This is a genomic window from Streptomyces sp. NPDC026394 (assembly GCF_055567735.1).
On record NZ_JBVHPX010000002.1, the window covers coordinates 940,807 to 964,058 of the forward strand.

General features: G+C 70.6%; 15 protein-coding genes, 2 rRNA genes and 1 pseudogene. 7 read left to right on the top strand and 11 right to left on the bottom strand.

Annotated elements, in window-relative coordinates; all coding sequences use genetic code 11:
• Window positions 1–106: 106 nt before the first annotated feature.
• The gene (secA, locus tag ACZ4QV_RS08305; protein WP_361145053.1) at window positions 107–2,941 is read right to left on the bottom strand and encodes a preprotein translocase subunit SecA; all 2,835 of its coding nucleotides are present in this window, start codon (window positions 2,939–2,941) and stop codon (window positions 107–109) included.
• A gap of 347 nt (window positions 2,942–3,288) precedes the next feature.
• On the opposite strand from secA, the gene ACZ4QV_RS08310 reads away from it, so the two are divergent.
• Both ACZ4QV_RS08310 and ACZ4QV_RS08315 read left to right on the top strand, forming a co-directional pair.
• Complete coding sequence (locus ACZ4QV_RS08310) at window positions 3,289–3,870, top strand: GNAT family N-acetyltransferase (RefSeq protein WP_361145056.1); 582 nt, start codon at window positions 3,289–3,291, stop codon at window positions 3,868–3,870.
• Window positions 3,871–3,941: 71 nt separating this feature from the next.
• On the top strand, window positions 3,942–5,138 hold the full coding sequence (locus tag ACZ4QV_RS08315) for a winged helix-turn-helix domain-containing protein (protein WP_361145059.1): 1,197 nt from the start codon (window positions 3,942–3,944) through the stop codon (window positions 5,136–5,138).
• Window positions 5,139–5,218: 80 nt separating this feature from the next.
• Here the strand turns inward: ACZ4QV_RS08315 and ACZ4QV_RS08320 are convergent, their stop codons facing one another.
• The 8 genes and pseudogenes from ACZ4QV_RS08320 to mtnA all read right to left on the bottom strand — a co-directional run bounded on the left by ACZ4QV_RS08320 (window position 5,219) and on the right by mtnA (window position 15,365).
• The gene (locus ACZ4QV_RS08320) at window positions 5,219–5,974 is read right to left on the bottom strand and encodes a response regulator transcription factor (protein ID WP_361145062.1); all 756 of its coding nucleotides are present in this window, start codon (window positions 5,972–5,974) and stop codon (window positions 5,219–5,221) included.
• A 236-nt stretch (window positions 5,975–6,210) separates the two neighbouring features.
• Window positions 6,211–6,903: a ribosome hibernation-promoting factor, HPF/YfiA family gene (hpf, locus tag ACZ4QV_RS08325; protein WP_361145065.1), complete on the bottom strand. Its 693-nt coding sequence runs from the start codon at window positions 6,901–6,903 to the stop codon at window positions 6,211–6,213.
• Window positions 6,904–7,223: 320 nt separating this feature from the next.
• Window positions 7,224–7,508 carry a ComF family protein gene (locus ACZ4QV_RS08330; RefSeq protein WP_467762711.1) on the bottom strand — a complete coding sequence of 95 codons (285 nt, stop codon included), beginning with the start codon at window positions 7,506–7,508 and terminating at the stop codon, window positions 7,224–7,226.
• 777 nt (window positions 7,509–8,285) lie between these two features.
• Window positions 8,286–8,630 (bottom strand): annotated as a pseudogene (locus tag ACZ4QV_RS08335) (hypothetical protein); the annotation flags it as partial.
• Between the two features lie 320 nt (window positions 8,631–8,950).
• Entirely contained in the window at window positions 8,951–10,795 is a 1,845-nt protein-coding gene (locus tag ACZ4QV_RS08340; RefSeq protein WP_361145068.1) for an LpqB family beta-propeller domain-containing protein, read from the bottom strand.
• Between the two features lie 70 nt (window positions 10,796–10,865).
• Complete coding sequence (gene mtrB, locus ACZ4QV_RS08345) at window positions 10,866–13,106, bottom strand: MtrAB system histidine kinase MtrB (RefSeq protein WP_361145071.1); 2,241 nt, start codon at window positions 13,104–13,106, stop codon at window positions 10,866–10,868.
• A gap of 412 nt (window positions 13,107–13,518) precedes the next feature.
• Window positions 13,519–14,196 (bottom strand): two-component system response regulator MtrA, encoded by a 678-nt coding sequence (mtrA, locus tag ACZ4QV_RS08350; protein WP_030017937.1) that lies wholly within the window; start codon window positions 14,194–14,196, stop codon window positions 13,519–13,521.
• A complete protein-coding gene (mtnA, locus tag ACZ4QV_RS08355; protein ID WP_361145076.1) occupies window positions 14,193–15,365 on the bottom strand; it encodes an S-methyl-5-thioribose-1-phosphate isomerase in 1,173 nt (390 codons plus the stop codon). Before mtnA ends, mtrA begins: the two co-directional genes overlap by 4 nt.
• Window positions 15,366–15,535: 170 nt before the next feature.
• On the opposite strand from mtnA, the gene ACZ4QV_RS08360 reads away from it, so the two are divergent.
• The 5 genes from ACZ4QV_RS08360 to ACZ4QV_RS08380 are packed head-to-tail and all read left to right on the top strand — an operon-like array spanning window position 15,536 to window position 21,170.
• Complete coding sequence (locus tag ACZ4QV_RS08360; protein WP_361639905.1) at window positions 15,536–16,981, top strand: DUF7847 domain-containing protein; 1,446 nt, start codon at window positions 15,536–15,538, stop codon at window positions 16,979–16,981.
• Between the two features lie 43 nt (window positions 16,982–17,024).
• The gene (locus ACZ4QV_RS08365) at window positions 17,025–17,681 is read left to right on the top strand and encodes a DUF4129 domain-containing protein (RefSeq protein ID WP_361145338.1); all 657 of its coding nucleotides are present in this window, start codon (window positions 17,025–17,027) and stop codon (window positions 17,679–17,681) included.
• Window positions 17,678–18,904, top strand: a complete 1,227-nt coding sequence (locus ACZ4QV_RS08370; RefSeq protein WP_361585675.1) for a DUF4350 domain-containing protein — start codon at window positions 17,678–17,680, stop codon at window positions 18,902–18,904. Before ACZ4QV_RS08365 ends, ACZ4QV_RS08370 begins: the two co-directional genes overlap by 4 nt.
• Complete coding sequence (locus tag ACZ4QV_RS08375) at window positions 18,885–19,850, top strand: AAA family ATPase (protein ID WP_361639901.1); 966 nt, start codon at window positions 18,885–18,887, stop codon at window positions 19,848–19,850. Before ACZ4QV_RS08370 ends, ACZ4QV_RS08375 begins: the two co-directional genes overlap by 20 nt.
• Window positions 19,851–19,859: 9 nt before the next feature.
• Window positions 19,860–21,170: a DUF58 domain-containing protein gene (locus tag ACZ4QV_RS08380; RefSeq protein WP_361617139.1), complete on the top strand. Its 1,311-nt coding sequence runs from the start codon at window positions 19,860–19,862 to the stop codon at window positions 21,168–21,170.
• 379 nt (window positions 21,171–21,549) lie between these two features.
• On the opposite strand, the gene rrf is transcribed toward ACZ4QV_RS08380, so the two are convergent.
• Window positions 21,550–21,666, bottom strand: a 5S ribosomal RNA gene (gene rrf, locus ACZ4QV_RS08385).
• A 76-nt stretch (window positions 21,667–21,742) separates the two neighbouring features.
• Window positions 21,743–23,252: ribosomal RNA gene (locus tag ACZ4QV_RS08390) — 23S ribosomal RNA — on the bottom strand; the annotation flags it as partial.

The window sequence follows — 23,252 nt, forward strand, 5'->3', positions numbered from 1 at the left end:
GCGCGGTCCCACGCGTACGAAAAGAGCCGGGGCACCGCAGCTGCGCGCTGCGGTACCCCGGCCTCGCACCCACCGCCGGGCGGCGGGCGTCACGTCTCGCCGTACGTCACTTCTTGCGGCGGCGCCCGCCGCTCTTCTGGGCCTTGCGGCGCTCCGCGCGCGTCAGGCCGTCCGACTCCGAGCGGGCCGGGGCCGCGTCCTCGCTGGTGAAGTCACCCTCGACGACACCGCCCTCGCCGTCCACGGTCGGCGCGGAGAAGTGCAGGCGGTCCGGACGCTGCGGCGCCTCCAGGCCCTTCGCATGGATCTCCGGCCGTCCGGCGCCGGCCCCGGCGGGCACGGCGTCCTGGACGTCCTTGTCCAGCGAGGTCTTCTCCTCGGTGTCGGCCACCGGGACCTCCTCGACCTGCTGCTCGACCTGGACCTCCAGGTTGAACAGGTAGCCGACGGACTCCTCCTTGATGCCCTCCATCATGGCGGTGAACATGTCGAAGCCCTCGCGCTGGTACTCGACCAGCGGGTCCTTCTGGGCCATCGCGCGCAGGCCGATGCCCTCCTGGAGGTAGTCCATCTCGTAGAGGTGCTCGCGCCACTTGCGGTCCAGGACGGACAGCACCACGCGGCGCTCCAGCTCGCGCATGATGTCGGAGCCGAGCTGCTCCTCACGGGCCGCGTACTGCTGGTGGATGTCCTCCTTGACGGCCTCCGCGATGAAGTCGGAGGTGATGCCGGCGCGGTCACCGGCCTCGTCCTCCAGCTCCGCTACCGTCACCTTGACCGGGTAGAGCTGCTTGAACGCGCCCCACAGGCGGTCCAGGTCCCACTCCTCGGCGAAGCCCTCGACCGTCTCCGCCTGGATGTAGGCGTCGATGGTGTCGTCCATGAAGTGCTTGATCTGCTCCTGGAGGTCCTCGCCCTCCAGGACACGGCGGCGCTCGCCGTAGATGACCTCGCGCTGGCGGTTGAGGACCTCGTCGTACTTCAGGACGTTCTTACGGGTCTCGAAGTTCTGCTGCTCGACCTGCGACTGCGCGGACGCGATGGCGCGCGTCACCATCTTGTTCTCGATCGGGACGTCGTCGGGGACGTTGGCCATCGCCATGACCCGCTCGACCATCTGGGCCTTGAACAGGCGCATCAGGTCGTCGCCGAGGGAGAGGTAGAAGCGGGACTCGCCCGGGTCGCCCTGCCGGCCGGAGCGGCCGCGCAGCTGGTTGTCGATCCGGCGCGACTCGTGCCGCTCGGTGCCCAGGACGTACAGCCCGCCGAGGCTCTTGACCTCTTCGAACTCCGCCTCGACCGCGGCCTCGGCCTTCTCCAGGGCGGCGGGCAGCGCGGCCGCCCACTCCTCGACGTGCTCGACCGGGTCGAGGCCCTGGCTGCGCAGCTCGGCCTCGGCGAGGTCGTCCGGGTTGCCGCCCAGCTTGATGTCCGTACCGCGGCCGGCCATGTTCGTGGCGACCGTGACGGAGCCCTTGCGGCCGGCCTGGGCGACGATCGACGCCTCCCGGTCGTGCTGCTTGGCGTTGAGGACCTCGTGGCGCACGCCGCGCTTGTTCAGCTGCTGGGAGAGGTACTCGGACTTCTCCACGGAGGTCGTGCCGACCAGGATCGGCTGGCCCTTCTCGTGCTTCTCGACGATGTCCTCGACGACCGCCGCGAACTTGGCGACCTCGGTGCGGTAGATCAGGTCGGCCTGGTCCTTGCGGACCATCGGGCGGTTGGTCGGGATCGGGACGACGCCCAGCTTGTAGATCTGGTGGAACTCGGCGGCCTCGGTCATGGCCGTACCGGTCATGCCGGAGAGCTTGCTGTAGAGGCGGAAGAAGTTCTGCAGGGTGATGGTGGCGAGCGTCTGGTTCTCGTCCTTGATCTCCACCCCCTCCTTCGCCTCGATGGCCTGGTGCATGCCCTCGTTGTAGCGGCGGCCGGCGAGGATACGGCCGGTGTGCTCGTCGACGATCATGACCTCGCCGTCGATGACGACGTAGTCCTTGTCGAGCTTGAACAGCTCCTTGGCCTTGATCGCGTTGTTCAGGTACCCGACCAGCGGCGTATTGACCGACTCGTACAGGTTGTCGATGCCGAGCCAGTCCTCGACCTTGCTGACGCCCGACTCGTGGATGCCGACCGTGCGCTTCTTCTCGTCGATGTCGTAGTCGCCGGTCTCCTCGATGCCGCGCTGCGGGTTGGCGGGCTCGCCCTTCTTCAGGCGCTTGACCAACTTCGCGAAGTCGCCGTACCACTTGGTGGCCGAGTCCGCCGGACCCGAAATGATCAGCGGCGTACGGGCCTCGTCGACCAGGATCGAGTCGACCTCGTCGACGATGGCGAAGTTGTGACCGCGCTGGACCAGCTCGTCCTTCGACCAGGCCATGTTGTCACGCAGGTAGTCGAAACCGAACTCATTGTTCGTTCCGTACGTGATGTCCCGGTTGTACTGTTCGCGCCGTTCGGCAGGCGTCATATTGGCCAGAATGCAACCGACCGTGAGCCCGAGGAACTTGTGGACCCGGCCCATCATCTCGGAGTCGCGCTCTGCCAGGTAGTCGTTGACCGTGATCAGGTGGACGCCCTCGCCGGACAGCGCGTTCAGATACGCGGGGAGGGTACCGACCAGGGTCTTGCCCTCACCGGTCTTCATCTCGGCGACGTACCCCATGTGGAGGGCCGCGCCACCCATCAGCTGGACGTCGTAGGGGCGCTGACCGAGCACCCGCTTGGCGGCCTCACGGACCGTCGCGAACGCCTCGGGCAGCAGGTCGTCCAGGGTTTCGCCGTCCGCGAACCGCTGCTTGTACTCGTCGGTGAGCGCCCGCAGCTCGGCGTCGGAGAGGGCCGCGAAGTCCTCCTCGATGGAGTTGACCTGGCCCGCGATGCGGTGCAGTTTGCGCAGGATCTTTCCTTCGCCTGCACGCATGAGCTTGTTGAAGACGGACACTTGGGCTGGTCTCCTTGCCGGTCGGGCCTGGCGCTGGGGGTACCCCCCGCCGCAGGCAGGGGGAGGGTGCGCGGGCGCGGCATTTTTCCAAGGGGCAGGCCCCGCCGCAACGGCCATCGTAAAGGAGGACCCCATCCGGCCGGGAGGTCCACCGCCGCGAAGCACACCGCTCCCCGGTGCACACCCTTCCCCATGAGAACGCGCGAGGCCCCGGGAAAGTGCCGGGAGGGACCCGAGCAGCGGGCGTGGGGCCCGGGACGGGCGGGGCCCGGCGGCCCGAAGGACGGACCGGGAGCATCCCGGGAAAACCGCTCGCCCCGCCCGCCCCGTCTCCGCACACTCCCTCCATGGAACCCGTCACGCTGACCACCGAGCGTCTCCTCCTGCGCCCCTTCGCCCCCGCCGACGCCCAGGCGGTGCACACCGCCTGTCAGGATCCGGCCATACCGCGCTGGACATCCGTACCGGCCCCGTTCGGCATGGCACAGGCCCACGACTACATAGCCCGCAGCCAGGAGGAGTGGCACACGGACACGCAGTACCGCTTCGCCGTGACCACCAAGGCGGACGGCACGCTGACCGGGGCCGTGAGCCTGTTCGGCATGACGCTGCGGTCCGCCGAGCGGCAGGCCGAGATCGGCTACTGGACGACGAAGGATCAGCGCGGCAGAGGCTGGACCGCCGAAGCCGTGCGCGAGGTCGCGCGCTGGGCCCTGACGGAACTCGGCGTCGAGCGCCTGGAGTGGCTCGCGGAAGTCGGCAACAGCGCGTCACGCGGCGTGGCGCTGAAGGCCGGTTTCCGGATGGAGGGCACCCTGCGCGCCAAGGTCTCGCTCCGCGGCGTCCGGCGGGACGCCTGGATCGGCTCGCTGCTCCCCGGCGACCTGGGGCTGCCCTCCGAGACGCCCCATCTCCCGTTCCCGGGCTGACGAGTTCGGGCGGTACGGCCCGCCGGACACGGTCACCGGCATTGTCAGTGGTCACTCCTACGCTGTGCCTCATGACAGCTGCGAAGCCCGCGAAGCCGAAGCCCGTGACCACCCTGTCCGCCGACGACGCCCGGCGCATGGCCCTGCGGGCCCAGGGATTCCTCGGCGCGCCGGACCGCCGTGCGGGCGTGCGGGGCGTCCTGCGGCGCCTGGGCGCGGTGCAGCTCGACACCATCTCGGTGCTGGCCCGCTCCCACGAGCTGATCCCGTACGCCCGGCTCGGCGCCGTCGGCCGCCCCGCCGTCGAGTCCGCCTACTGGTCGGGCGGGCACAGCTTCGAGTACTGGTCCCACGCCGCCTGCATCCTGCCCGTCGAGGAGTGGCCCCACTTCGCCTTCCGGCGCCGCGCGATGCGCGCGAGGGGACACCGCTGGCACCGGATGGAGGACCGCGAGGGCTCCTGCGCGGCCGTACTGGACCGGCTGAAGGCCGACGGCCCGCTGACCACCTCCGACCTGGGCGGCGGCCGCAAGGGCGGCGAGTGGTGGGACTGGTCCGAGACGAAGATCGCGGTGGAGTGGCTGCTGGACACCGGCGAGGTGGTGTGCACGGAGCGCCGCGCCTGGAAGCGGGTGTACGACCTCGCCGAGCGCGCCGTCCCCGACCACCTGCTGCACGACGACCTGTCCGACGCGGAGTGCACGCGGCGCCTGGTCGCCCAGGCCGGCGCCGCGATGGGCGTGGCCACCCGCGCGGACCTCGCCGACTACCACCGCCTCAAGGCCGAGCAGGTGGATGCCGTCATCGAGGCGTCGGGGCTGGTCCCGGTCGAGGTGGCGGGCTGGGGCAAACCCGCCTGGGCGGACCCCGCCGCCCTGGCCGAAGCACCGCGCGGCCGGCACCGTACGACCCTGCTCTCGCCCTTCGACTCCCTCGTCTGGGACCGCCCGCGCACGGCCCGCATCTTCGACTTCACCCACCGCCTGGAGGCCTACGTCCCGCGCCCCAAGCGGATACACGGCTATTTTGCGATGCCGCTGCTGGCCGGCGGCCGGCTCGCCGGGCGGGTGGATCCGGCCCGCGAGGGCAGCACGCTCGTCGCCCGCCAGGTGTCGATGCGCGACGCCAAGGCCGTGCGGCCGATGGCCCAGGCGCTGACCGAGGCCGCGCGGTGGGTCGGCTGCGATTCCGTACGTGTCGAACGCTGCGACGACGCCGCACTGCGGGCGGCGCTGGTCGCGGAGGTGGGGGCGGAAGCGGGGGCATAGGGGGAAGGAACGGGTCCTGGCCGGGGTGGGGCAGGCAGCGGGCCCGCCCCAGGGCCGTTCACCGACCCGCTACGGGCCCGTCAACGGATCTCCAGGATCTTCTCCCGCATCGCGTACACGACCGCCTCCATCCGGGAGTGCAGCTGCAGCTTCTCCAAGATGTTCCGGACGTGGTTCTTGACGGTGTTCTCGGAGATGAACAGTTCCTTGGCGATGTCGCGGTTGTTCATACCGGTCGCGACCAGCTTGAGGACCTCCAGCTCACGGTCGGTGAGCCGGGGCGCCGGCACCAGGCGGCGCTCGTCGGTGCGCTGGATCATCGACTTGAACTCGGTCAGCAGCTTGGCCGCCATGGACGGGCTGATCTGGGACTGGCCGTCCGCCACCGCGCGGATCGCCGTCGCCACCTCGTCCGTGGAGATCTCCTTGAGGAGGTAACCGGTGGCCCCGGCCTTGATCGCGTCGTAGAGGTCGGCCTCCTCGTCGCTGATCGTCAGCATGATGATCTTCGCGCTGGGGGCCACCTCCTTGATGGAGGTGCACGCCTCGATGCCGCCGCGCCGGGGCATCCGTACGTCCATCAGCACGATGTCGGGCAGCAGGTCAGCGGCCTTGTCCACCGCCTCGGCGCCGTCCCCGGCCTCACCGACGACCTCGATGTCCTCCTCGTGGGCGAGCACGATCTCCAGGCCCCGGCGGAAGAGCGCGTGGTCGTCGACGACCAGGACCCTGATCGGCTCCTTGCCCGACACGCCCGCGTCCGTACCGCAACCGTCACCGGCGCCGCCCCCGTCGCCGTCCGCTCCGCCGTGCACGGGCCCGAAGCTGTCCCCCATCGTTCCTCCCCGTCAACTACTCGGCCGGTGAAGGCCAGAGCTTGGACATAAGGCTGGTTGACTACAGCCCGTTGCGGCCAGCCCGAACAACGCCATACAACCGTCTCCCCCGCATGTCGCCATGTCGCGCGCACAGGCTCCCTGGCCGGCACAGACACTATACGGCCTCAACTCCTGCCCTCCGCAGGCGCAATGGTGCCCCCGAGCGTACGCCGGGGGCACCACTTCAGCGGCCGTCAGCCGCCGAGCGCCCCACCGGCGCCACCGGGCTCCTCTCCCCCGAACGAGTCAGGGTTCAGATGGATGACGCCGTAGTCGTAGGCGTGCCGCCGGTAGACGACACTCGGCTGCTTGGTCTCGGCGTCGACGAAGAGGTAGAAGTCGTGTCCGACCAACTCCATCTCGTAGAGCGCCTGGTTGAGCGTCATCGGCGCCGCGGAGTGGGTCTTCTCGCGGACGACCAGCGGGCCTTCGCCCTGGACCTCCAGCGAACCCATCTTCGTCGTCGGCACCTGCTCCTGCGGCGCGCCGTCCACGGCCAGGTGGCCGGTCTCGTCGAGCTTGGCCGCGTCCGGGACGCTGACCGCGACGTCGCTCGCCGGGATGCGCCCGTTGCCGCGCCGCGAGTGGCGCTTGTCGTGCTGCTTGCGCAGCCGCGCTTCCAGCTTGGCCGTGGCCAGGTCGAGCGCGGCGTAGGGGTCGGCGGCGGCCGCCTCGGCCCGTACCACCGGGCCTCGGGAGCGGAGGGTGATCTCCACTCGGTCGGAACGGTCGGCCTGCCGGGGGTTGGGCTCCTTGGACACCTCGACGTCCAGGCTGATCACCTTGCCGTCGAGCTTCTGGACCTTGTCCAGCTTCAGCTTCTCGGCCACGTGCTTGCGGAACCGCTCGGGCACCTCGGTCTTGCGGCCCTTGACGACGATGTCCACGCAGAACTCCGTTCCCGGATCACCCCGCTGCTACGCGCGGAGCGATTCCTTCTTGCACCAGGCTCCGGTGAGTGCCGAAGCCTCGGACTTGGCGACTTTCACCTCCTCCTCCCCCGTCGGCAGGGTCCCCACTCCCGTTCATTTCAGGGTCCCTGCAAAAACCCATAAACGCACCTATCCCGGCATCCGAGGCAAAGCGTCAGCCAAGTCCTCACAACCGAACATAGCTCTCCCGGACGGGTGACGGCACCCCCTGGCTGGCACTAGCTCCGTTTGGGTGCTTTTTCGCCCTCGTTACCTGCAACGATGAATTTTCGCGGTCAGTTCCAGTTGATTTCGAAAGCACTCCGCGGCGCCGCCACCACACCTGCCCCCACCACCCTTCCCCCGGCCGCCCGCACGGCCCTCGCCGCCTCCGCCAGCGAAGCCCCGGTGGTCATCAGATCGTCCACCAGTACCACCGGGGCCTCCGCCAGCAGCCGCACGGCTCCGGGGACGACTGTCAGGGCTCCGGAGACGTTGGCCAGGCGTTGGCGGGCACTGAGGCCCGCCTGATCAGCAACCGTACGCCGCTGCCGGAGCGCGGAGAGGACCCGAACGGGCACCCCCTCCCGCCGAAGGTCCCGAGCCGCCGCAAGCGCGATCCGCCGCACCGGATCATGCCCCCGGCCCGCCACCGCCCGCCGGGCCGAGGGGACGGGGATGAGGAGGAGGGGGGTGGTGGGGTGGGTGGGGTGGGTGCGGTGGGCGGGGTGAGCAGGGAGGGTGCTGGCGGTGGATGCGGCGGGAGGGGTGGGGTCGGTGGCAGTCGTGGGCCCAAGGGCAACCGCCGCGGGAGTGGCAGGCCGGGGCCGGCCTGACGGGCCGGAGGCCGGCCGGGCCGGCCCGGGGCCGGCATCGCCCTCCAGCGGCTGGAGACAGCGACACGGCCCTTCAGCCCCTGGAGTCCCGAACCCCACGGAACCGGCAAGATCAAACGCACCGCAGCCGGCACGCGGGCACTCCTCACCGGGCCGTACGGCCCCAGAGCCGCCGGCCCCGCCACCACAGCTCGCCCTGGCACGGCACAGGTCACCAGCAGCCGGACGCTGAGGATCCCCTCCGTTGCCCCGCCCCGCCGGGCGGCCCGGCCGGCCCAGCCGCCCACAGGCCTGACGCGGACAGCTCAACGCAGGCTCCGACCCAGCAGCGCCCACTACGCCACCACCAGACGCGGGTCGGAACCTCACCTGCACCCCTACCCGGCCAAACCGCGACTCACCACTGTCCCCCTGCGCACCTGCGGCCCCCGGACCCGAAATCTCAGCAGGGCGAAGCACCCCACCGGCCCAACGCACACACCCAGCCCCAGCCCCAGCCCCAGACACACCACCGTAAGAACTCAACGGACCACCCCGCCCCCACAGCCCGCGCACAGCCCCCGCAAGCGCCTGCCCCAACGGGTCTGCCAACCGCAACGCACCCCGCTCCTTGTGCGCGAGCAGCACCGCCCGCACCTCATCGGCGTACGGCGCAGCGGCGCAGGTCGGCGGAAGTCCGCGCGGGACAGGGCGCGGCCGCACCCTCCGGGGGCCCCGGGGGCCTCCCCCGCCCCCACCCCCACTCCCCCTCGCCCCCCGGATCAACGCCTTGTGGCACTCCTCGCACAGTTCCGTACGAGGAAGGCCGCATCCGGCGCAGTCCACCGGTAGTACCAGACCGGTGATTTCCCGCCATACGCCCCGCATGGATCTACTGTCCCGCGGGACGGGGAGGGGCACCACCCCCTGTGGATAAGCCGGGTGACGGGTTGAATCCACAGAGGTGCGCCGATCCCCCCTCCCCCAGTCAGGCCCTGCCGACGACAGCACGGTCACGCAGACAGCACCTACGGCTCCGCCTCGCACCCTCATCCACGACCACAGCCACAGCCACAGCCACAGCCACAGCTGGACCTACGCCTACCCCACCCTCCCCCGCCCCCCCACCACCCAAGACACCAACAGCGACCCCAACACCACCGGCAACACAAGCGCCCCCGCCCCAGCCGCCACTCCCGCACCCCGCTCTACCCCGGATAAACCGGCGCCTTCCCCTCCTTCGCCACGGTCTTCCAGTTCGCGTCCTGCGGCAGCCGCACGATCCCCTCGGCCCCGTCCGCGACCAGCGGCCTCGTCTCGTCCTCCGAGGCCGTCACCGCCTTGACCCCGTTGACGCCGGGCAACGTCTGCGCGCTCGACGCCGAGCCGTCCGTCTCCATGTACTGCATCTGCTGCACCCCGCCGGACTGCCTGCCGACCACCACGAGCCGGCTGCCGCCCGCCCACGACGCCGCCACCACGTCCTCCAACTGGGGCGCGATCGGACGCAGTTCCTCCACCGACAGCACCGGACGCTGTGCCGTTCCACCGCGTTCGACCCGGCCGAGCTGCAGCGTCGTACGCCCCTTGTCCTCGACCAGCACCGCGATCCGGATGCCGTCGGACGCCACCTTGATCGACTTGATCCGCCGGTCGCCGAGCCCGGGCACCGTCACCACGTCGGGCGTGCCCTTGCCCTCACGCAGGCGCAGCAGCCGCGACCCCTTGTCGCTACGGTCCGCTATCCACAGGTCCCCCAGCCCGTCCCAACTGGGTGCCGAGAAACCGTTCTTGGCCGTGCTGTGCAGCAGCTCCGGGCCACGTTCGGTGCCGTACTCCAGCGGAGCCACGTACAGCGACCGGCCGTCGGCCGAGACACCCGCCGCCGTGTCCTCCCCGCGCGAGATCGCGATCGAGCTCAGCGGGGTCTTGCCGGACCCGAACGGTCCCGGCACCGGCCGCGGCTCCGTGGTCGTGTCCGGCATGCTGACGACCTTCTGGTCAGCGTCGATGAAGTACTCCTGGGCGGGCCGCCCGACGTGCTTGCGTGGCGCGAACTCGCTGTTGGCCCGGTCCTGCGACAGGACACACAGCCGGTTGCCGCCCTCGTCCTGCAGCTCCACCTCGCTGATCTTCGACGCCCTGGTGATGTCCTGGACGGTGAAGAACAGCTGGGCCGCCATCCGCCGGCACTGCCCCGGCCCGGCGGCGGCCGCCCGCTTGCTCAGCTTCACCCGCAGCGCGTTGGAGTCGTCGAGGGACAGGCCGCTGCTCCTGAGCGCGGTGCCCGTCGGGAACGCGGAGGCCGTGACCTGGTTCAGCCAGTTCGTGGGCCCCTCCAGCAGCGCGGTCACGCTCGCGGTGACCGGATCTATTCGCTGCCGCAGGTAAACGGGGTCGGCGACCAGCACGTTGTGCCCCGCCTTGGCCGACTGCGCCTCCGACTTGTAGTCGGCGAAGTAGTACTTGTTGACGGAACGGTAGATCCGCTGGAAGTCGGACTGCCCGAGCACCAGCCCGTTGGGCAGCCGGTCGATGCGCCACTGCCCGTCCTCCTTGGTCAGGTGGATGGTCTGCCGGTACGCCTGCTCCTCCGGCGTGTAGGCGTGGTTACGGTCGACGGTGGCCACCTGGCTGCCGGACAACGTGATCGTGTAGCCGTTCGGGTCCTCACGGTTGGCCTGCCCCACAGGTTCGGCCTTCGGCCGCTGCTGGAGCACCTTCGTCGCGGAGAACGGCTGCCACGTCTTCTTCGTCGAACTGGCGAGATACTGCACGGCCGTACTGAAGTCCACCTCGTCGCTCGTCGTGGCGTCCAGAAAACCACTGACGATCTCCGTGGGCTGCGCACCGTCCTGCGGCGGCACACCGTAGACCCGCACCTGCGCGTCGGCCTCCGCCCGCGGCGACTGGTCGACCGACTGCATGTCCCCGCTGTCCGGCATCGTCGCGCACCCGGCCAGCAGCAACGCGCCGCATCCGAGCACAGCGCCCGTACGGACAACCCTGCCGGACGCCTTGGGACGCACCCGCTCACCACCGCCGGCGCGCACCTGGGCACCCCCGGCACCACTCCGAGCACCAGCACCAGCACCCGCCTCGGCTCGCGTCCTCGCGCCCGGTTCAGTGCCCACGGATCTCGTCCTCCCGCTCGGCGCCCTCGCTGCTCCCACCCTTCCGTTCCGGGCCACCCCCGTACCCCTTGCCGGTCGAACCCGGCGCGCCCGATGAACCCGACGCGCCGGCCCCACCGTCATGTCCACGCTCCGCCCCACCGCGTACGCCGTTTCCGTGCGCGCCCCCGCCGGCCTCACCGTTGCGGTGCGCACCGTCCGCCGCCGCCCCGACGCCGTCCCCACGAGTGCCCGTATGGACATCCGTACCGACACCGGTACCGGCGTCCGTCCGGTTGTCCGTCCGTGCCTCCGCGGCCTCCCCCGGCTCCGGCGACCGCTGCGCAGACGTACGAGCCGAGGTACGAGCCGAAGTGGGGGCCGAAGTGTGGACCGAAGTGGGCGCCGCGTCCCGGGCCGAAGTACGCGCCGCGCTGTACGGCTCAAGAGGCCACGGTTCCGCCAGCCGCTGCTGCGCCGGAATGGCGGCCGTCTTCCGCACCGCTGCCGCACCGCGCGGCAGCCCCGCACCGGCCGCCTCCCGGTTGCGCCGGGAGTCCTCGGGTTCGAGCGGTATCGGCGAACCGCGCAGCGCCTCCCCCGCCGTACGCGGCAGCGTCAGCCGGAACTGCGATCCGCCACCCGGCTCGCCCCAGGCCTGCAGCCAGCCGCCGTGCAGCCGCGCGTCCTCGACGGCGATCGACAGGCCCAGGCCCGTACCGCCGGTCGTACGGGCCCGTGCCGGGTCCGCGCGCCAGAAACGGTTGAACACCCGGGCCGCCTCGCCCGGCTTCAGGCCCACGCCGTAGTCGCGCACCGCGACGGCTACCGCGCCGCCGTTCCTGCCGCCGGCCGCGGCCAGCCGCACCACGACGTCCCGGCCCTCGCCGTGCTCCACCGCGTTGACCACGAGATTGCGCAGCACCCGTTCCACCCGGCGGGCGTCCGCCTCCGCGATCACCGGCTGCTCGGCGCCGCGCACCAGGATCCGGCTGCCCTTGCGCTCCGCCAGCGGCTCGGCGCCCTCGATGACCCGGTGCACCACGTCCCGCAGGTCGATCGGCTCGGCCTCCAGGGCGGCCGCGCCCGCGTCGAAGCGGCTGATCTCCAGCAGCTCGGCGAGCAGCGACTCGAAGCGGTCGAGCTGTCCGCGCAGCAGTTCTGCGGAGCGCGCCGTCACCGGATCGAAGTCCTCGCGCGCGTCGTGGATGACGTCGGCGGCCATCCGTACGGTGGTCAACGGTGTGCGCAGCTCGTGCGACACGTCGGAGACGAACCGCCGCTGCATCCGGGACAGCTCCTCCAACTGCTGGATCTTCACCTGGAGGTTCTGCGCCATCTTGTTGAAGGACTCGCCGAGGCGGGCGATGTCGTCCTCACCGGTGACCTTCATCCGTTCCTGGAGGAGGCCGGCGGCCAGCCGTTCGGAGATGCCCGCCGCCATCCGGACGGGCGTGACGACCTGCCGCACCACGAGCCAGGCGATCGCGCCCAGCAGGACGACCACGAACACCCCGGCCGTGGCCAGGGTCCCCTTCACCAGGCTGAGCGACTTCTCCTCCTGACTGAACGGGAAGAGGTAGTAGAGCTGGTACGGGTTGCTGTTGACGTCGTTGAGCCGCTTGCCGATGATGATCGCCGGCTCGCCCTCCTCCGACCCGACGCGCTTGATCTGCGTGGACTGGCGGAAGGTGCCGGTCTTGGTGTCCAGCATCTGGCGCATCTCGGCGGGCACGCTGCGCTCGGGGTCGACGTCCCCGGAGGCGCGCGGGCCACGGGTGTCCGGGCTGCTGTCCCCGAACGGCTCCTCGACGGCCGAGCCGGAGCTGAGCGCCACCACGGAGAAGACGCCCTGCCCGCCGCTGGCGAGCTGTTCGACCAGGCTGGTCAGCCAGGTCGCGGAGTCCTGCACGCCACGGCTGCCGGAGCGTACGGAGTCGTCGCCGCGGCTGTCGGTGGTGCCGTCGGCCAGCTTCTGCGCCACGGCGAACCCGCCGGCCGCCTGGCTCTGGGCCGCCTGCCGCTTGGCCTCCAGCAACCCGTTGCGAACCTGCCCGATGACCACGACACCGAGCAGCAGCACCACGCCCAGCGACATCAGCAGGGTCGTGGCGACCACGCGGAGCTGGATGTTCCGGCGCCACAGGCGCAGCGCGGGCAGCAGCGGGCGACGTATCCAGCGGCCGAAGAGCCGCAGCATCGGGTGGACCGGACCGGCCGTGGCCCCGTCGGGCAGCAGGCGCGCGGGCATGCCCCGGAGCCGCTCTCCCGGCCGCTCGGCCCGCCCAGGACGGGCAGCGGACCGCGCCGCCTCGTCACCGGGCCGCCCGCCGACCCTCGCACCGTGACCAGGGCTGCGATCGCCACGACCGCCAGCGTCACGGCCGTCAACGTCGCGGCTTTCAACGTCACGACTGGTGGCGGCAGGACTGGCACCGGCGTGTTCGTTACCGGCACGGCTGTCGCTGGTACGGCCATCACTGGCACGGCTGGTGACGTCACGGCCGTCGGCGCGTACGACGGCTCCTCCCGACCGCCGGGTCAGACGGTCGGACAACCGGTCGGGCAGCCACCTCAGCAAACGCCCCGAAAGGGGCATATCACCCACCGGGCGGACGGTCCGCCCCCGCTCGTCCCCCGGGGCCGAACCGTCCCGCGGCATGTCAGCTGGGCCCGGCCTTATAGCCGACACCACGCACGGTCACCACGATCTCCGGGCGCTCCGGGTCCTTCTCGACCTTGGAGCGCAGCCGCTGCACGTGCACGTTGACCAGCCGGGTGTCGGCGGCGTGCCGGTAGCCCCAGACCTGCTCCAGCAGCACCTCTCGCGTGAACACCTGCCACGGCTTGCGGGCCAGTGCCACCAGCAGGTCGAACTCCAGCGGCGTCAGCGCTATCGACTGGCCGCTGCGCTTGACCGAGTGCCCGGCCACGTCGATGACCAGGTCACCGATGGCCAGCTGCTCGGGCGCCGGCTCCTCCGAGCGGCGCAGCCGTGCCCGGATGCGGGCCACCAGCTCCTTGGGCTTGAACGGCTTGACGATGTAGTCGTCCGCCCCCGACTCCAGGCCGACCACCACGTCGACCGTGTCACTCTTCGCGGTCAGCATGACGATCGGCACACCGGACTCGGCACGGATGAGCCGGCACACCTCTATGCCGTCCCTCCCGGGCAGCATGAGGTCGAGCAGCACGAGGTCCGGCTTGGTCTCCCGGAAGGCGGCGAGCGCCTTGTCCCCGTCCGAGACGAACGACGGTTCAAAGCCTTCGCCGCGCAGCACGATGCCGAGCATCTCTGCCAGTGCGGTGTCGTCGTCGACGACCAGGACGCGTCCCTTCATTCGGCCATCATCCCATTACCTGATCGTGACTTACCCCATCGTGATGTGGAACACAGCTCCGCGAGACCGCCCGGAGTGACGGGTGAGACCACTCCGTTCTCGGTGACGATCGCCGTCACCAGCTCGGCCGGCGTCACGTCGAAGGCGGGGTTGTAGGCCAGCGCGCCCAGCGGAGCCACCGGCACCCCGGTGCCGGCCTCCGTCCCGGCACCGGGCACGAACGGCAACGCGATCTCCGTCACCTCGTGCCCGGGCCGTTGCTCCACCTCGATGAGCGCACCCTCCGCCGTGTCCAGGTCCACCGTGCTGGTCGGCGCCACCACCACGAACGGCACGTGGTGGTACCGGGCCAGTACGGCCAGCGGATAGCTGCCCACCTTGTTGGCGACCGAGCCGTCCGCCGTGATCCGGTCGGCACCGATCAGTACGGCGTCCACCTCGCCCGCCGCGAAGAGCGACCCGGCCGCCCCGTCCGCGAGCACCGTGTACGGCATGCCCGTACGCGCCGCCTCGTACGCGGTCAGCCGCGCGCCCTGCAGCAGCGGCCGCGTCTCGTCGACCCACAACCGCCGCAGCTCACCGGCCCGGTGGGCTGCCAGCGCCACCGCCAGGGCGGTGCCCTCGCCTCCGGAGACCAGCGCTCCGGTGTTGCAGTGGGTGAGTATGCGGTGCCCGCCGCCGGGCACCAGTTCGCCCAGCAGCGCCAGTCCGTGCGCCGCCATCCGGGAGCTGGCTTCGGCATCCTCCGCGTGGACGGCCCGGGCTTCGGCCAATGCCGCGGCGGCGGCCCGCTCACGGTCCGCCCCGCTCTCGACCGCGTCGCGGTAGGCGCCGGCCGCTCTTCTGACGCCGTATTCGAGGTTGACCGCCGTCGGGCGCGCGTGCGCCAGGGTGCCGGCGGCATCAGCCACGTCGAATCCCCGTGCGGCGGCCAGGGCGACTCCGTACGCCCCTGCGATGCCCAGCAGCGGAGCGCCCCGCACAGCCAGCGTTCGAATCGCCTGCACCAGAGCCGGTACGTCCGTACACACCAGCTCGACTTCTTCGGCCGGCAGCCGTGTCTGATCGAGGAGAACCAGTACGGGCCCCTCGGGAAGCTCCTCCCAACGCAGTGACGGAACCACGGGAGCGTCGGCGCCCGCCTCGGACTTCTCGTAGCGATCGGCCATCCGCCCAGTCTGCCGCCGACACCGGCCGGAGCAGAAGGGCTCCCCCGTGCAAGGGCGCTCCCCCGGACAAGGGCCCGGGGACGCGGGGCCCGTTGCCATGACACGATGACAGGCACTGCGGACGCCGCACACCGGCCGTTCGAACGGGCGGGAAGCATGAAGGAGCGACGATGAACAACTCTCCGGGCTGGGCCTCGCCCGGATCCTCCCCTTCCGACGAGCCGGACCGCGCCGCGCAGGACCAGCCTGGCGCCGCGGGACCCACCGGCTCGAACGCTCCTGCCGGTGCGCCGGGCCCCACCGAACGTTCGGGCCCGTCCGACACCACACCGGCCGGCGGTTCCTCGGTCCCTCCGCAGTGGTCCAAGGAGCAGCCTCCCGCCGGGCAGTGGTCCGCGCCCACCGGCGGCTCCGGCCGCGGCGGCCAGAGCGGGCCCTCCGGCCCGCAGGGCGGCCACGGTGGCTGGGGCGGGCAGCAGCCCGGCCGGGGCGGTCAGCCCGGGTGGGGAGGACAGCCGGGCTGGAACGCCCCCTGGGCTCCGCCCCCCGCGGCCAAGCCGGGTGTGATCCCGCTCCGCCCGCTCGGGGTCGGCGAGATCCTCGACGGCGCGGTGTCCACCATGCGCGCCCACTGGCGCACCGTCCTCGGGATCTCGCTGGTCGTGGCGGTCGTCACGCAGACCGTGAACACGCTCGTCACCGGGTTCTTGTTCCGCAGCGCCGGAGACCTGTCCGCGCTGGAGAACAATCCCGACGCCACTCTCGGCGAAGCGCTGGACGCCGTCGGCTCCACCCTCGCGGGCAGTGCCGTCACCTCGGTGGTCGGGCTGCTGAGCACGATCGTCGTCACCGCGATGCTCACCATCGTCGTCAGCCGGGCCGTGCTGGGACGCTCGGTGACGGCCGGTGAGGCGTGGCGGGACTCCCGGGGCCGGCTGCCGCGGCTGCTCGGGCTGCTGCTCCTGCTGCCCCTCATCGTCTCGGCCGTCATCTTCGTGGGCATGCTGCCCGGCATCGTCGTCGCGGCCGTGGGCTCGTCCACGGCCGGTCTGATGCTCGTCGTGCTCGGCGCTGTGGGCGCCATCGTCGTGAGCATCTGGCTGTGGGTCCGCTTCAGCCTCGCCGCCCCGGCGCTGATGCTGGAGAAGCAGGGCGTCATCGCCTCCATGCGGCGCTCCGCCAAGCTGGTGCGCGGCGCGTGGTGGCGGATCCTGGGCATCCAGTTCCTCACGCACCTGCTGATCGCCGTCGTGCAGATGATCGTCCAGGTGCCGGCCACCGTCGTCGCCGTCCTCCTCGGCGGTGAGAGCTTCACGGCCTGGACCGAGGGCAACGGCGACACCGGCTGGACATTCCTGATCGTGCTGGCCGTCGGGACCGTGATCACTTCCGCGGTCACGTACCCCATCAGCGCGGGCGTCACCTCGCTCCTCTACATGGACCAGCGGATCCGCCGCGAGGCCCTCGACCTCGAACTCGCCCGCGCCGCCGGCCTGCCCGGTTACGGCGCGGACGCACCCGGCCCGCAGGCGCCCGGGACGCAGGCACCCGGCCGGCACGGCCCCGGTCCGGACAGCACCGGCCAGGGCACGGCCGGCAGCACTCCGGGAAGCTGATGCGGTGACGGGGGCGGGGAGAACTGCCGTGCTCGCGCAGCTGATGCCGGGCTCCGGAGACGACGGACCGGTGCGCGTTCCGCGGGTGCCCGCCCGTGAGGCGGCCGAACGCGAACTCGCCGATCCGCGGTACCACCAGAACGACCCGAACCTGCTCCAGCGCGCCCTGGACTGGTTCTGGGACCGCATCGGTGACCTCTTCGAAGCCGCCGCCGGGGCCACACCGGGCGGCTGGACCGGCCTCCTCGCCATCGTCCTCGTGGTCCTGCTGCTCGCCGTCGCCCTCCGGCTCCGTCTGGGCGCCCTGCGCCGCACCCCCACCTCCGGGGGCGGCGCGCTCTTCGGGGACCGCCCCCGTACGGCCGCTGAACACCGTGCCGCCGCAGAACAGCACGCGGCAGACAACCGCTGGACCGAAGCCGTCCAGGAACGGATGCGGGCCATCGTCCTCGCCCTGGAGGAACGCACCCTGCTCACCCCGGGCCCCGGCCGTACCGCTGACGAGGCCGCGTCGGAGGCGGGCCGGGTCCTGCCCGCCCACTCCGAGCGCCTGCGCGCCGCCGCCCGTACCTTCGACGACGTCACGTACGGCGGCCGCCCGGGCACCGCACAGGAGTACGCCGCCCTGCGCACCCTGGACACGGACCTGCGGCACAGCAAACCCCGACTGGCCACCGCTCCCCAGGGGGGCGCCGTATGAGCGCCACCTCGGCCGGAACCACTTCGCTCGCACCGACCACGCGCCGTCTGTGGACCCGCTCGCGCGGACTGCTCGCCGGTCTCCTCGTCCTCCTCCTGGGCGGCGTCGGCCTGGCGCTGCTGCGGTCCGGGGACCAGCACGGACGCCTCGACCCCCGGTCGGTGGACCGCTACGGCAGCGGCGCTGTCGCCGCGCTCCTCGCCGACCACGGCGTCGACACCCGTGTCGTGACCACCACGGAAGAGGCAGCCGCCGCGGCCGGTCCGGACACCACGGTCCTGGTCACCGACCCGAACCTGCTGACCAGCCGCCAGCTCGGCACCCTCCACCAGGCCGCCGGTCGCACGGCAGGACGCACCGTCCTGCTGACGCCGGGCCCGGCCGCCCTGGACGTCTTCGCGCCGGGGACCGAGGCCAAGACGCCCACCGACGTGAAGCCGCTGCCCCCGGACTGCGCCCTGCCCGCCGCCCGGGCCGCGGGAGACGCCGAACTCGGCGGTCTGCGCTACTCGACATCCGCCCGCACCGCCGACCGCTGCTACCCCAGCGACGGTGCCGCCACCCTGCTGCGCCTGCCCTCCACGGCCGGCGGTGACACCGTCCTCCTCGGCACCCCGCACCTCTTCTACAACCGCCACCTCGCCGAACGCGGCAACGCCTCGCTCGCCCTGCAACTGCTCGGTTCGCACAAGCATCTGGTCTGGTACCTCCCCTCCGTCAGCGACCCTTCGTCCACACAGGACGGCCGGCGCGGCTTCTTCGACCTCATCCCCTCCGGCTGGAGCTGGGCACTGCTCCAGCTCCTCTTCGCCGCCGCCCTCGCGGGCTTCTGGCGGGCCCGCCGGCTCGGCCCCCTCGTCCCCGAGCGGCTGCCGGTCACCGTCCCCGCCGCCGAGACGACCGAGGGCCACGCCCGCCTCTACCAGCGGGCAGGCGCCCGCGACCGTGCCGCCGACGTCCTACGGGCCGCCACCCGCACCCGGCTCGCACCACTCACCGGCGTGTCTCCCACACACGCCCACACCCCCGACATCCTTCTCCCGGCGGTCTCCGCGCGCCTGCCCTCGGACACGGAGACCGGCACCGCCCTGCACTCCTTGTTGTTCGGGCCCGCACCCGCCGACGACAAGGCCCTGGTCACCCTGGCCGACCAGCTCGACCACCTGGAACGTTCGATCCTGTCCCCAGAGAGGCACGACCCCCGTGAGCACCCCGACAGCTGACAGCGCCCGAGCCTCCCTGGAGGCCGTCCGCACCGAGATCGCCAAGGCCGTCGTAGGCCAGGACCCGGCCGTCACCGGCCTGGTCGTCGCGCTGCTCTGCCGCGGGCACGTCCTGCTCGAAGGCGTCCCCGGTGTCGCCAAGACCCTGCTGGTCCGCGCGCTCTCGGCCACCCTGGAACTCGACACCAAGCGCGTTCAGTTCACCCCCGATCTGATGCCGAGCGATGTCACCGGCTCTCTCGTCTACGACTCACGCAGCTCACAGTTCTCCTTCCAGCCCGGCCCGGTCTTCACCCATCTGCTGCTCGCCGACGAGATCAACCGCACCCCGCCCAAGACCCAGGCATCACTGCTGGAGGCCATGGAGGAGCGTCAAGTCACCGTCGACGGAACGCCCCGCCCGCTCCCCGAGCCCTTCCTGGTCGCCGCCACGCAGAACCCCGTCGAGTACGAAGGCACCTATCCGCTGCCCGAAGCCCAACTCGACCGGTTCCTGCTGAAACTGACGGTCCCGCTGCCCGCCCGCCAGGACGAGGTCGACATCCTCACCCGGCATGCCCAGGGCTTCAGCCCACGCGACCTCGACGCGGCCGGCCTGCGTCCCGTCGCAGGCCCCGCCGATCTCGAAGCGGCCCGGGCCGCCGTGGCCAAGGTCGCCGTGTCCCCCGAGGTCACCGGCTACATCGTCGATATCTGCCGTACCACGCGCGAATCCCCCTCGCTCTCCCTCGGCGTCTCACCCCGAGGCGCCACCGCCCTGCTCTCCACCTCCCGGGCCTGGGCCTGGCTCACCGGCCGCGACTACGTCACCCCTGACGACGTGAAAGCCCTGGCCCTGCCCGCACTCCGGCACCGCGTCCAACTCCGCCCGGAAGCCGAGATGGAAGGAGTCACCGCCGACTCCGTCATCAACTCCGTCCTCGCCCACCTCCCCGTCCCCCGCTGAGACCGAGCCGTGGCCCTGACCGGACGCACCGCCCTCATCTCCGCCCTCGGAGCTCTCTTCGTCGGCCTCCTCCTGCCGAGCTGGACCGGCATCCTCACCGTCCAACTCGTCCTGTTGCTAGCAATTTTGTGCGACCTGGCCCTCGCCGCGCCAGTGCGGAAGCTCCAGTTCACCCGAACCGGTGAAACATCCGTTCGACTCGGTCAGGAAGGCCGTACGCACCTGGCCATCACCAACCCGGACCGACGCCCGCTCCGCGCACAGCTCCGCGACGCCTGGCCGCCCAGCTCGTTCGCCCCCGGCACCGAAGTCCCGGCCTCCCGCCACCGCGTTCACGTCCCCGCGGCCGAGCGCCGCCGCGTCACGACGACGCTCCACCCCACCCGCCGCGGCGACCACCACGCCGTCCGCGTCACGGTCCGCTCCTACGGCCCCCTCGGCCTCGCAGCCCGCCAAGGCAGCCACCACGTCCCGTGGACCGTGCGCGTCCTGCCGCCCTTCACCAGCCGCAGACACCTGCCGGGGAAACTGGCCCGGCTCCGCGAACTCGACGGCCGCACCAGCATCCTCACCCGCGGCGAAGGCACCGAGTTCGACAGCCTCCGCGACTACACCCCCGGCGACGACACCCGCTCCATCGACTGGCGCGCCACCGCCCGCCGCCAGTCCGTCGCCGTACGCACCTGGCGCCCGGAACGCGACCGGCGCATCCTCCTGGCCCTGGAGACCGGGCGCACCTCGGCCGGCCGCGTCGGCGACACCCCACGCCTGGACGCCTCCATGGACGCGGCACTGCTCCTCGCCGCCCTGGCGTCCCGCGCCGGCGACCGCGTCGACCTCCTCGCCTACGACCGCCGGGTACGGGCCTCCGTCCAGGGCCGCGCGGCGGGAGACCTCCTGCCCGCCCTGACCGACGCCCTCGCGCCCCTCGAACCCGAACTCGTCGAAGCGGACGCCCACGGCCTGGCTGCCGCCCTTCACCGCAGCACGCCGCGCCGCTCCCTGATCGTCCTCTTCACCGGCCTGGACACGGCCCCGGTCGAGGAGGGGCTGCTGCCCGTCCTCCCCGGCCTCACCCAGCGCAACGAGATCATCGTCGCCGCGGTGGCCGATCCCCGTATCGAGGAGATGGCCGCCGCCCGCCACACCCCGCAGGCCGTGTACGCCGCAGCCGCAGCCGAGCAGACGCGCGCGGCCCGTCGCCGCAGCGCGGACCGTCTGCGCCGCCTCGGCATCACGGTCATCGACTCCACACCGGCCCGCCTCGCCCCCGACCTCGCGGACGCGTACCTCTCCCTCAAGGCTTCCGGCCGACTGTAGGGGGGTGCGGAGCTTCGGCTCTCCGCCGGATCGGCTCCCTCCCTAGCTGTCGGCCCCTACGGCGACACCTGGCGTCCTGGTGCGGCTGGACTACTCCCCCGAGCGGGGCCTGCTGCTCCGCGAACGGTTCTCCCTCGACGCGGCGCCGGACACGACGCTCGTTCCCGCATGAAGGCGGGCTCCGGTACGGAGTCCGAGCCGGCCCGGGCCGGCGTCCGCACATACGAAAGGCCCTGCCGGCTCACCGGCAGGGCCTCGGACGTGGACATGGGCGCGGTCGCGGCGTGGTCGTGTGCGACGTGGAGCGTCCTGCCACGGCCGGTGCACAACGCAGAAAGCCCCGCACCATACGGTGCGGGGCTTCCCACTTCCAAAAGGAGTTCGGCGGCGTCCTACTCTCCCACAGGGTCCCCCCTGCAGTACCATCGGCGCTGAAAGGCTTAGCTTCCGGGTTCGAAATGTAACCGGGCGTTTCCCTAACGCTATGACCACCGAAACACTATGAAGATAACAACTCCAGCCAGCAAGGCGAGTTCGTTACTTCAGAACTAACACAGTGGACGCGAGCAACTGAGGACAAGCCCTCGGCCTATTAGTACCAGTCAACTCCACCCGTTACCAGGCTTCCATATCTGGCCTATCAACCCAGTCGTCTACTGGGAGCCTTACCCCATCAAGTGGGAGGGAGCCCTCATCTCGAAGCAGGCTTCCCGCTTAGATGCTTTCAGCGGTTATCCTTTCCGAACGTAGCCAACCAGCCATGCCCTTGGCAGGACAACTGGCACACCAGAGGTTCGTCCGTCCCGGTCCTCTCGTACTAGGGACAGCCCTTCTCAAGACTCCTACGCGCACAGCGGATAGGGACCGAACTGTCTCACGACGTTCTAAACCCAGCTCGCGTACCGCTTTAATGGGCGAACAGCCCAACCCTTGGGACCGACTCCAGCCCCAGGATGCGACGAGCCGACATCGAGGTGCCAAACCATCCCGTCGATATGGACTCTTGGGGAAGATCAGCCTGTTATCCCCGGGGTACCTTTTATCCGTTGAGCGACGGCGCTTCCACAAGCCACCGCCGGATCACTAGTCCCTACTTTCGTACCTGCTCGACCCGTCAGTCTCACAGTCAAGCTCCCTTGTGCACTTACACTCAACACCTGATTGCCAACCAGGCTGAGGGAACCTTTGGGCGCCTCCGTTACTCTTTAGGAGGCAACCGCCCCAGTTAAACTACCCACCAGACACTGTCCCTGATCCGGATCACGGACCCAGGTTAGACATCCAGCACGACCAGAGTGGTATTTCAACAACGACTCCCCCTGAACTGGCGTCCAAGGTTCACAGTCTCCCACCTATCCTACACAAGCCGAACCGAACACCAATATCAAGCTATAGTAAAGGTCCCGGGGTCTTTCCGTCCTGCTGCGCGAAACGAGCATCTTTACTCGTAGTGCAATTTCACCGGGCCTATGGTTGAGACAGTCGAGAAGTCGTTACGCCATTCGTGCAGGTCGGAACTTACCCGACAAGGAATTTCGCTACCTTAGGATGGTTATAGTTACCACCGCCGTTTACTGGCGCTTAAGTTCTCAGCTTCGCCCCACCGAAATGGAGCTAACCGGTCCCCTTAACGTTCCAGCACCGGGCAGGCGTCAGTCCGTATACATCGCCTTACGGCTTCGCACGGACCTGTGTTTTTAGTAAACAGTCGCTTCTCGCTGGTCTCTGCGGCCACCACCAGCTCAGAGTGCAAGACTCATCACCAGCAATGGCCCCCCTTCTCCCGAAGTTACGGGGGCATTTTGCCGAGTTCCTTAACCATAGTTCACCCGAACGCCTCGGTATTCTCTACCTGACCACCTGAGTCGGTTTAGGGTACGGGCCGCCATGAAACTCGCTAGAGGCTTTTCTCGACAGCATAGGATCATCCACTTCACCACAATCGGCTCGGCATCAGGTCTCACCCTCAACGTCATCCGGATTTGCCTGGATAACGGGCTACACCCTTACCCCGGGACAACCACCGCCCGGGCTGGACTACCTTCCTGCGTCACCCCATCACTCACCTACTACAAGTCTGGT

What these genes read in the sequence shown, in the direction of transcription:
- mtrA (WP_030017937.1), bottom strand. Translation starts at nt 14,196, where the DNA reads ATGAAGGGACGCGTCCTGGTCGTCGACGACGACACCGCACTGGCAGAG.
- ACZ4QV_RS08310 (WP_361145056.1), top strand. Translation starts at nt 3,289, where the DNA reads ATGGAACCCGTCACGCTGACCACCGAGCGTCTCCTCCTGCGCCCCTTC.
- ACZ4QV_RS08360 (WP_361639905.1), top strand. Translation starts at nt 15,536, where the DNA reads ATGAACAACTCTCCGGGCTGGGCCTCGCCCGGATCCTCCCCTTCCGAC.
- mtnA (WP_361145076.1), bottom strand. Translation starts at nt 15,365, where the DNA reads ATGGCCGATCGCTACGAGAAGTCCGAGGCGGGCGCCGACGCTCCCGTG.
- mtrB (WP_361145071.1), bottom strand. Translation starts at nt 13,106, where the DNA reads ATGCCCGCGCGCCTGCTGCCCGACGGGGCCACGGCCGGTCCGGTCCAC.
- ACZ4QV_RS08365 (WP_361145338.1), top strand. Translation starts at nt 17,025, where the DNA reads ATGCCGGGCTCCGGAGACGACGGACCGGTGCGCGTTCCGCGGGTGCCC.
- ACZ4QV_RS08370 (WP_361585675.1), top strand. Translation starts at nt 17,678, where the DNA reads ATGAGCGCCACCTCGGCCGGAACCACTTCGCTCGCACCGACCACGCGC.
- ACZ4QV_RS08320 (WP_361145062.1), bottom strand. Translation starts at nt 5,974, where the DNA reads ATGGGGGACAGCTTCGGGCCCGTGCACGGCGGAGCGGACGGCGACGGG.
- ACZ4QV_RS08315 (WP_361145059.1), top strand. Translation starts at nt 3,942, where the DNA reads ATGACAGCTGCGAAGCCCGCGAAGCCGAAGCCCGTGACCACCCTGTCC.